The following is a 9773-nucleotide window of genomic DNA, read 5'->3' on the forward strand; positions in this document are numbered from 1 at the left end:
ATCCAAGGCTATCTCTGATCGTAACCGACGTTCCTACACCTGTGTGCACATACACCCTGTCAGATATGACAGTAGACGTGGTTGCAAGCGCCGTCTTACGTTAAAGCCGGATGACCAATAGTGGCTTGCCAACCGGAAAGGATTGAATGTGATGCCAATCAGAATTTTGCTTGAAATTGCAGACATGGAACGCGACGGAAGTCCCGAGGTTGTTTTTTATCATTACGGCGATAACGCCACCGAAATGATGGACTACGACTACGCGCTATTTGCCTCTTCAGCGCAGGCAAACGATCGCTATGACCTCCTTTCCGAAGAGGTTATCGATAGCGACGGGGATGGCGATATCGATAACCATGACAAGAGACTGTACTTGCAGTTGGCGGATGCGTTTGTGCAGTTCAAAGGTCTGAAGTCGACACGATGAACACCGCTGACTCAAGATACGAAGTCATGTCGTGCCAGCGGTCTGTCGACACATTTCGCTCAGTTATGTGAGGTGAGCTGCCCAAGATCGTCACCGGAGGTCTGCTTCATATCCTCGGTACGCAACTCTGCAACATCGGCAGCTTTCACTGGCGCACCCTTGTTGCCCCAGCTGCCACGAATGAAACTCACCACATCCGCGACTTCCTGATCCGACAGGCGCCAGGCGAAACCGGGCATGGTGAAGGTCGATGGCGCGGTGTGCGTTGCCGGCAAAGTCCCGCCCTTGAGCACGATATGAATCAGCGAGGTCGGGTCATCCGTCTGCAGCACCGGATTGCCCGCCAGCGCCGGGAACACCCGGGTGTAGCCATGACCATCGGTACGGTGGCAGGCCGCGCAGTTATCGACGTACACCGACGCGCCGCGTTGGCTGTCGTCACCGTTCCATAGCGCTTTGGCTACTTTCTCGTCGTACTGATGCGGCTGATCCGCCGGGTCATTGGCCGGCAGTGATTTGAGATAGCGGGCAATCGCGGTGAGGTCGGCGTCGCTCATGTACTGCATGCTGTGGGTGACCACATCGCTCATGCCGCCGAACACTGCGCTGCGATCACTGCGCCCGGTCTTGAGAAACTGCACCAGTTGTTCTTCGCTCCAGCTGCCGAGGCCATCCTTGTGATCGCCGCGCAGGCTCTTGGCGATCCAGCCTTCCAGCGGTGCACTGCCGGCGAGGAATTCGCTGCCGTCCGCCGCGCTCAGGGATTTTTCCTGCATGGTCAGCGCGCGCGGGGTGTGACAGGCGCCGCAGTGGCCGAGGCCTTCGACCAGATATGCCCCGCGATCGATCACCGGATCGGCCGACGTGGCCTGGTAATCCTCGACCTTCGGTGCGAACAGCCAGCGCCAGCCCATCAGCGGCCAGCGCATGCTCAACGGCCAGGGAATATCGCTGGCCTTGTTCTCCTGCGCCACCGGTTCGACGCCGTGCATGAAGTAGGCGTACAGCGCTTGCATATCGGCCTGGTTGACTCGCGCGTAAGACGGATAAGGCATCGCCGGGTACAACGTGCTGCCGTTTTTGGCCACACCGTGGCGCACGGCCTGATCGAAGTCCTCGAAGCTGTAATCGCCAAGGCCGGTTTTATCCGGAGTGATGTTGGTCGAGTAGATCGTGCCGATCGGCGTCTCCATCGGCAGGCCGCCGGCGAACGGCTTGCCGCCCTTGGCGGTGTGACAGGCCACGCAGTCACCGGCGCGGGCGAGGTATTCACCTTGCTTGATCAGATTTTGATCAACATCGGCCGCATAAATTGCAGTGCTGCCGAGCAGGGCGAGGGTGGCGATAACGAAAGTTTTCATGGTCATCGCTCCTTAAGCCTGCACCAGCGGGCCGGGGTTTTTCAGGTATTGCTCGCGGATCGCTTTCGCCGACCAGTAGGTCAGCGCCGCCACCAGTCCGGTCGGGTTGTAGCCCAGGCCCTGCGGGAACGCCGAGGCGCCCGGGACGAATACGTTGTGCACGTCCCAGCTCTGTAAATAGCGGTTCAGCGCGCTGGTCTTCGGATCGGTACCCATGATTGCGCCACCGTTGAGGTGGGTGGTCTGGTACGAGGCGGTGTTGAAGTGGTCGCCGACCTGCTTGCCGATCACCGCAATGGCTTTCGGGCCCATGGCTTGGGCGATCTTACCCATCTTCTCGACCATGAAGCGGTTCATCTTGATGTCGTTTTCCTGCCAGTCGAAGGTCATGCGCAGCAGCGGCAGGCCGTAGGCATCGCGGTACACCGGATCGAGATCGAGGTAGTTGCCACGGTAGGACTGATGCGCGCCGTGGGCGTCCATCGACACCTGGTGGGTGTAGTAATCGGCGGTGGCGCGTTTCCACGCGCTGCCCCAGGCCGGAGTGCCCGGCGGGTTGGAAGTACCGGCAATCGGTCGACTGCCAGCCTGGTTGACCCACATCGGCGAGCCACCGACAAAGCCGTGCGGGCCGTGGTCGAAGTTGTCGGCGTTGAAATCGTCCACCGCCACGCCGTTGCCGCCAGCGCCGATGAAGTTGTTGGTGTGGGTGTCCTTGTCGAAAAAGGCTTTGATGGTGGCCATGTTCTGGTAGGCGAAGTTACGCCCGACCACGCCTTCGCCGCTGATCGGGTCGTAGGGTTTGCCGATCCCGGACAGCAGCATCAGACGCACGTTGTGCAACTGGAAGGCGCCGAGGATCACCAGATCCGCCGGCTGCTCGATCTCGCGGCCCTGGCCGTCGATGTAGTTGACGCCGGTGGCTTTGGACTTGCTGCTGTCGAGGTTGACCCGCAGCACATGGGAGTTGGGCCGCAGTTCGAAATTCGGCAGGGGCTTGAGCGCCGGCAGAATGTTCACGTTCGGCGAGGCCTTGGAATACATGTAGCAGACGTAGCCGCTGCAGAAACCGCAGAAATTGCACGGCCCCATCTGTGCGCCGTAGGGATTGGTGTACGGCCCAGAGGTATTTGCCGAAGGCAGGTTGTAAGGTTTGTAACCCACCTCTGTAGCCGCTTTGCCGAACAGCTGTGCGGATACGGTGTTCTTCTGCGCTTCAAGCGGGAACGGGTTGGAGCGATCCGCCGCGTATGGGTTGCCGCCCTTGCCCTGGCCGACCAATTGGCCTTTCACGGTCCAGGCCTGGCCGGAGGTGCCGAAGACTTTTTCCGCGAAGTCGAAAAACGGTTCCAGCTCTTCATAGCTGACGCCGAAATCCTGAATGGTCATGTCTTTGGGGATGAAGCTTTTGCCGTAGCGTTCTTCATAGTGGCTGCGCATGCGCAACTCGATCGGGTCGACGCGAAAGTGCACGCCAGACCAGTGCAGACCGGCGCCGCCGACGCCGTTACCCGGCAAAAACGCGCCCAACTGGCGGTTGGGCAGGGCGATGTCGTTGACGCTGTGGCGAATGGTCACCGTCTCTTTGGAGATGTCCTGAAAGAGTTTCTTGCGCACGCTGTAGGTGAGTTCGTCGATCACCTGCGGATAGTTGCCGTCGGGGTAAGTGTCCTGCATCGGCCCGCGCTCCAGCGCCAGCACGTTGAGGCCCGCCTCGGTGAGTTCCTTGGCCATGATCGCCCCGGTCCAGCCGAAACCGACGATGACTGCATCAACCTTCTTCAATACCGTTGCCATGCTTACGCCCTCTCGCCGCGAATCGACACTGCCGGGAAGGGGTATTGCTCGTTGCGTTCCACCCAATCCATGAAATCGGCGCGGGCGCCGGGGAAACCGATCATGGTCCAGCCGACCATGCCTTTATTGCCACCGTGGATCGGGTCGCAGAAGAAACCTTCCTTGGTGTTTTGCAGCAGCAGATTGAAGAAAATCTTCGCCGGCACCGCATCGAACTGCGGCTTGCCGGCTTCGAGTTGCTTGAGCAAATCGTCTCGGGTAGCGCTGTCTTGCTCGGCAAATGTTTTACCGCTGAGACCTTTTACCCACTGATCCGTGGCGGCGATGCCGAGGCGATAGATGTCTTTGGGTACCAGTTTGCTCTGCCAGCCCATCTCCGGCGCAGCGTCGGCATTGAATGGGCCTTGCATGTACCACAGGGCACCGGCGGCGTACGGCGTGTTCATCTGCCGGTCGATGTATTCCGGCACGCCGGCTTCAAGCGCGCCCGGACCTTGCGCGTCGTTGGGGATCAACTGGGCGACGGCGGCATTGATGAATGCCCATTCTTCAGCGGTGAAAAAGCTCGGCTGATAATCACCGGCGCCAGCAGCGGCCGGTTTTGCTGCGGCCGGCGCCGGTGTGCTTTCAGGTGCGGCTTGCAGCACGCTGCTGCCCAGGCCGGTACCGGCAAGCGTGACCACCGGAATCAGGGTCAGGGATTTGCGCAAGAACTCACGCCGCGGGTTGTCTCGATCTTGATCAGACATGGGGGGCACCTCATCAGGCATAGAAGTCAGCCGCTTCTGCGAGCAGCTCGAGGGATTTTGCGTTGCGACGATCAGGGTCCGGTCGGGTAAAAGCCGTTCCCTCTGCAACATCATGTGACAAATGGTAGCAGGCTAAGCATCAAGAAAAACCGTTTTCCCGGAAAAAAGCCCGGCGCGGCGCCGATTCACGTTTCTTTGACGACCGGCTCACGGCGCGTTGACCGCTCAAAAGCGAAGCTGCAATTCCTCCCATGAAGATTGCCGAAACGGTCAGCCCAGCATGTCTCGAGTGCGCTTTTTCCCCGCGTTATGTTTTTCGCTTGTTGCACTGTTGCATGGCATTGCCGCCCGGGCGGCCGACGCCACGCCATCTCGCCCGGCCGAGTGGGCGCAACCGGTCGAGGCGCAGTTCAACCTGTTCCGCATGTCACCGACGCTGTATCGCAGCGCCTTGCCCAGCCGCAGTGCGGTGTCGCTGTTGAACGATCTGCATGTCGTCACCGTAATCAACTTCCTGCCCGAAGCCGACAGCGACTGGCTCTCCGTGCCGGGCATCAAGCAAGTGCAGCTGCCGTATCGCACCAACCACGTCGACGACAGCGATGTGCTCAAGGCTCTGCGCGCGATTCAGTCCGCCGAAGCCGACGGCCCGGTGCTCATGCACTGCAAGCACGGATCTGACCGCACCGGTCTGATGGCGGCGATGTACCGCGTGGTGGTGCAGGGCTGGAGCAAAGAGCAGGCGCTCAAGGAAATGACCGAGGGCGGTTTTGGTGACAGTCAGCATTTCCACGACAGCGTGCGTTACGTGATGCAGGCCGATGTCGATCGGTTGCACGAAGCCTTGATCAATGGCGAATGCAGCACCAGTGCATTCGCCATGTGTTCGATGAAGAGCTGGTTCGACTCGGCGCACGTCCAGCGTTGATCAGCTCAATCGGCTGGCGCAGGAAACAGTGCGCTGTCGATCGGTTTACCCAAGAACGCTTGCAGCGCGGCGGGGAGTGACTGTCTGTCTCCCGACAGCAGGTGCTTGCGCAGGTCCCGGCCCGTCTGTTCATTGAACAGACCTTCACGTTCGAAGCGTTTGAATGCCTCGCTCGCCAGTACACCCGACCATTTGTAGGCGTATAGCGAAGCCTCGTAACCGGTGACCAGATAATCGCAGCTGTTGGCGAAGCGGCAGTAGGCTGGAATATGCAGGCCCGGGAATGCGCTTTGCACATCCGCCATCACTTGTTGAACAGTGCGACCGTCGCCGTGACTGCGATGCAGTTCGAAGTCGAACAGCGCGCTCAGCAACAGCATTGCCGTCTCCCGGCTGCGCTGGATGCCTGTAGCGGAAAACGCGGAATTGGCCTGCGCTTCGGACAGACGCTCACCGCTCTGGTGATGCGTACCCAGCCAGCGCAGGAATTGCCCGGATAACGCCCATTTTTCGAACAGTTGCCCGACAAACTCGGCAGCGTCGCGGCTCAGATGCGAAATGCCGGACAGGTTGTAGTGCGGCGAACGTGTCAGCACGTGATGCAGGCAATGGCCGAATTCGTGCAGCAGAACGCGCAGATCCTGATGTGCCAGCAGATTCAGCCCGTCGGCGGCGGCCGTGTAATTGCATTGAAGCGAGGCTATCGGCAGTGATGGCCGGCCTTCCGCATTGATCCGTCGGTTGCGCAGTACACCTGTCCAGGCGTAGTCGGCGCCAGCGGCGCGGTGGAACGGGTCGATGTAGATGAAGCCGACCGCTTGCTCATGCTCGCTGACTTCGAACAGGCGCACGTTTTCGTTGAAAGTCTCCAGGCGAATATTTTCGCTGATCCTGATGCCGAACATGTGCTCACTGAAGCGGCACAGGCTCTGCAGTATGGCGTCCAGTGGAAAAAACAGGCGCAGGTCCTGCACCTCGCCGCCCAACTGCTTCAAGCGCAATTGCTCGGCGAGGAAGTCGTGATCCCACGCTTCCATCTGATCAATACCGTACTGGCGTGCAGAGGCTTGCAGGTCATCGGTTTCGCGCGCAAGCGCCGCTGCATTGAGGGCGATCTGCTGCTGCAGAAAACGGCGGACCTGGTCAGTATCCACGGCCATGCGATCGAGCAGTCGCAGCTGAGCGAAGTTGTCGAAACCCAACAGCCGGGCTTTGGCATGACGCGCCGCCAGCAGCTTGTGCAGCACCGGTCCGTTGTCGAAGCGGCCGGCGTATGGCCCCTGATCCGAAGCGCGGGTGCACCAGGCTTTGAAACACTCTTCACGTAAACCGCGGTGCCGCGCCCGCTTCATGACCTGATCGTAAGTGTTCTGATCGAGTGTCAGCCGCCACCCGGGCAGGCCGGCCTTGTTGGCATTGGCGGCCAGATGCGCCTGCGTTTCGGCCGGCAGTCCTGCCAACAGCGCTGCATCGTCGATGTCCTTGCTCCATGCCGCGTTGACCGATTTGAGGTTGCTCATGAAGCGCTTTTCCAGCAAATCGATTTCGCCGTTCAATCGCGCCAGATCCTTGCGCTGCGCACTCGACAATTCGCTGCCGGCCAAGTGAAACCTGCGCAGGATTTTCGCCAGCGAGGCTTTGCGTGCATCACTGAAGCTGGCGGCTATGGAGCTCAGTGCCAATCGTTGATAAACCTGGAGCAACTGTCGATTGCCGGCCTTCGCAGCTTTGTAATGCTGTGCAGCGTGAGTGCTGAGCGCTTCCTGCGCCAACCACTGGGGATCATCGGCATGCCTGACCGAGAGGAATTCGATAATCGCCATGGTTTCATTCAGGCGTGCATCGGCTTCATCGATGGCAATGACCACGTCGTCCCAGTTGGGATGATCGACCTGAGTGGCGATGACGTTTTCGATGATCAGCAGGTTGTCGGCAACGATGCGCTCGACTGCCGGCAGCAGATGTTCGGCGCGTATCGCCGACCAGGGCGGCAACTGCCATTGTTGCAGGAGTGGGTTGGTGTCAGGCATGGCGTCTTCCGTGAGAGAGGGCTGGATTGACCAGCCTAATCACGAAGCGCGGGGGCGAGGTGGTAGATAGTTACCGCCACCTGACGACGATCATCGGCAGGTGGCGGTAGTTGTCACTGTTGCTCGTCGGGCTTTTTCTTCAACTTGGGGTTGGGGAAGAACTGCACGGCCTGGACCTTTTTGTCGGCGGCAGGCTTCAGCGCAGTGGTATTGACCCGCGTGCCCAATTCTTTGGGCACCGACAGGCCCTGCTCGTTGAGGGTGTCGGAGTATCCGCAAGCCACGCATTCGCGGTGCGGCACGCCGTCTTCGTTCCACATCATCAACTTGTCCGGCTCGCTGCACGCCGGGCAGACCGCACCGGCGATAAAGCGCTTCTTGGTGATCACAGGGCCGTCGCTCATGCTGCCGCGTCCTCACTCAGGCCGCTGTGGCGCAGCAGCGCATCGATCGATGGCTCACGGCCACGGAAGTCGACGAACAGCACCATCGGTGCCTGCGAGCCACCGCGCGCCAGAATCGCCTCGCGGAACGCCCGACCGGTTTCAGCGTTGAGCACGCCGTCTTCCTCGAATTTCGAGAAGGCGTCGGCGGACAGCACTTCAGCCCACTTGTAGCTGTAGTAACCCGCCGCGTAACCACCAGCGAAAATGTGCGCAAAGCTGTTGGGGAAGCGGTTGTAAGCCGGTGGGCGCATCACCGACACCTCGTCACGCACGCCCTCGAGCACTTGCGCCACGCTGCGGCCATCGCCGTGGGTGGCGTGCAGTTCGAAGTCGAACAGCGAAAACTCCAGCTGACGCACCATCATCAGGCCGGACTGGAAGTTCTTCGCCGCGAGCATTTTTTCCAGCAGGTCCTGCGGCAGTGGCTCGCCGGTCTCGTAGTGGCCGGAGATCAGCGCGAGGCCTTCCGGCTCCCAGCACCAGTTTTCCATGAACTGGCTCGGCAGCTCGACCGCATCCCAGGCCACGCCATTGATGCCGGATACGCCAGCGTGTTCGACTCGGGTCAGCAGGTGGTGCAGGCCATGGCCGAACTCGTGGAACAGGGTGGTCACTTCATCGTGGGTCAGCAGCGCAGGCTTGCCGCTGTCGGCCGGGGTGAAGTTGCACACCAGATTGGCCACCGGGCTTTGCAGCACGCCGTCAATGGTGCGACGACGGTCGCGGGCGCCATCCATCCATGCGCCGCCACGCTTGTTGGCGCGGGCATACAAGTCGAAAAAGAAGCGCCCGACGTGCTGACCGTTTTCCTTGATCTCGAACAGGCGGACGTCCGGATGCCAGGTGTCGAAGCCTTTCTGCTCAGCGATCTCGATGCCGTACAGACGCTGGACGATGGCGAACAGGCCGCTGAGGACTTTGTCGATCGGGAAGTAGGCTCGCAGGGTTTCCTGAGCGACGCTGTAACGCTGCTCGCGGAGTTTTTCGCCGTAGAAACCACTGTCCCAGCTTTGCAGATCGGCGCAGCCCTGTTCGGCAGCGTAAGCGCGCAGCTGTTGCAGATCCTGCGCGGCGAACGGCTTGCTGCGCTGCGCCAGATCGCGCAGGAAGCTCAGCACCTGATCGCTGGATTCGGCCATTTTCGTCGCCAGACTCAGTTCGGCGAAACTGGCGAAGCCCAGCAGTCGGGCCAGTTCCTGGCGCAGGTCGAGGATCTCTTCCATCACCGGGCCGTTGTCGTTCTGCCCGGCATTCGGGCCTTGATCCGAGGCACGGGTGCAGTAGGCGGCGTAGACTTCTTCGCGCAGCGCGCGGTCTTGCGCGTAGGTCATCACCGCGTAATAGCTGGGGAATTCCAGAGTGATCAACCAGCCATCCAGACCTTTGGCCTGGGCGGCGGCAGCCATCTGCGCCTTGGCCGAATCGGTCAGGCCTGCGAGGGCGGCTTCATCGGTAATGTGTTTGGTCCACGCCTGAGTGGCGTCGAGCAATTGGTTGGAGAAGCGGCTGCCGAGCTCTGACAGTTTGCTCTGCACTTCGGCGTAACGTTTCTGCTCGGCTTCCGGCAGATCGATACCCGACAGACGGAAATCGCGCAGGGCGTGTTCCAGAATGGTCTTTTGCGCGACGTCGAAACTGGCAGCTTCCGGACTGTTGGCCAACGCTTCATACGCCTGGAACAGTTCGCGGTTCTGGCCCATCTCGGTGGAGTAGGCGCTCAGGGCCGGCAGGCACGACTCGTAGGCTTCACGCAGTTCGGCGCTGTTGCACACGGCGTTAAGATGGCTGACCGGGCTCCACGCCGCACCGAGGCGATCGTTGAGTTCGTCCATCGCCAGCACCAGACCGGCCCAGGTCGGGTTCTTGCCCTGGGTCTTGAGGATTTCGGCGATGGCGGCGCGGTTGTCCGCGAGGATGGTTTCGATGGCGGGCAGGACGTGTTCGGCACGGATCGTGGAGAACGGCGGCAGGTCATAGGACTGCAAAAGAGGGTTGTTCACGCTCACGGTTGGCACCTTGGCTGGAAGAAACATGC

The 9773-nt window shown here is 60.6% G+C and carries 8 protein-coding genes; 2 read left to right on the top strand and 6 right to left on the bottom strand.

Translation table 11 applies throughout. The features are described from left to right. Positions 1 to 151: 151 nt before the first annotated feature. Positions 152 to 427, top strand: coding sequence for a hypothetical protein (locus D8U70_RS23160; protein ID WP_122705380.1), 276 nt, complete (start codon positions 152 to 154; stop codon positions 425 to 427). A gap of 59 nt (positions 428 to 486) precedes the next feature. Here the strand turns inward: D8U70_RS23160 and D8U70_RS23165 are convergent, their stop codons facing one another. Genes D8U70_RS23165 through D8U70_RS23175 form a run of 3 tightly spaced genes read right to left on the bottom strand, consistent with a single transcriptional unit; the run spans position 487 to position 4334 of the window. After that, complete coding sequence (locus tag D8U70_RS23165) at positions 487 to 1788, bottom strand: cytochrome c (protein ID WP_130929820.1); 1302 nt, start codon at positions 1786 to 1788, stop codon at positions 487 to 489. A gap of 12 nt (positions 1789 to 1800) precedes the next feature. Then, positions 1801 to 3585: a GMC family oxidoreductase gene (locus D8U70_RS23170; protein WP_130929821.1), complete on the bottom strand. Its 1785-nt coding sequence runs from the start codon at positions 3583 to 3585 to the stop codon at positions 1801 to 1803. 2 nt (positions 3586 to 3587) lie between these two features. Continuing rightward, positions 3588 to 4334, bottom strand: a complete 747-nt coding sequence (locus D8U70_RS23175; RefSeq protein WP_024015018.1) for a gluconate 2-dehydrogenase subunit 3 family protein — start codon at positions 4332 to 4334, stop codon at positions 3588 to 3590. 280 nt (positions 4335 to 4614) lie between these two features. Here D8U70_RS23175 and D8U70_RS23180 point away from each other — a divergent pair, with 280 nt between their 5' ends. After that, a complete protein-coding gene (locus tag D8U70_RS23180; RefSeq protein ID WP_122506352.1) occupies positions 4615 to 5262 on the top strand; it encodes a tyrosine-protein phosphatase in 648 nt (215 codons plus the stop codon). 5 nt (positions 5263 to 5267) lie between these two features. On the opposite strand, the gene D8U70_RS23185 is transcribed toward D8U70_RS23180, so the two are convergent. From D8U70_RS23185 to prlC, 3 genes are all read right to left on the bottom strand, one after another. After that, on the bottom strand, positions 5268 to 7292 hold the full coding sequence (locus D8U70_RS23185) for a M3 family metallopeptidase (RefSeq protein WP_130929822.1): 2025 nt from the start codon (positions 7290 to 7292) through the stop codon (positions 5268 to 5270). Between the two features lie 113 nt (positions 7293 to 7405). Beyond that, positions 7406 to 7696: a YheV family putative zinc ribbon protein gene (locus D8U70_RS23190; protein ID WP_130929823.1), complete on the bottom strand. Its 291-nt coding sequence runs from the start codon at positions 7694 to 7696 to the stop codon at positions 7406 to 7408. Then, positions 7693 to 9771, bottom strand: a complete 2079-nt coding sequence (gene prlC / locus D8U70_RS23195) for an oligopeptidase A (protein ID WP_024015021.1) — start codon at positions 9769 to 9771, stop codon at positions 7693 to 7695. Before prlC ends, D8U70_RS23190 begins: the two co-directional genes overlap by 4 nt. Positions 9772 to 9773: the final 2 nt, after the last annotated feature.

The organism is Pseudomonas sp. Sample_20 (assembly GCF_004307585.1).
Lineage (GTDB): Bacteria > Pseudomonadota > Gammaproteobacteria > Pseudomonadales > Pseudomonadaceae > Aquipseudomonas > Aquipseudomonas atacamensis.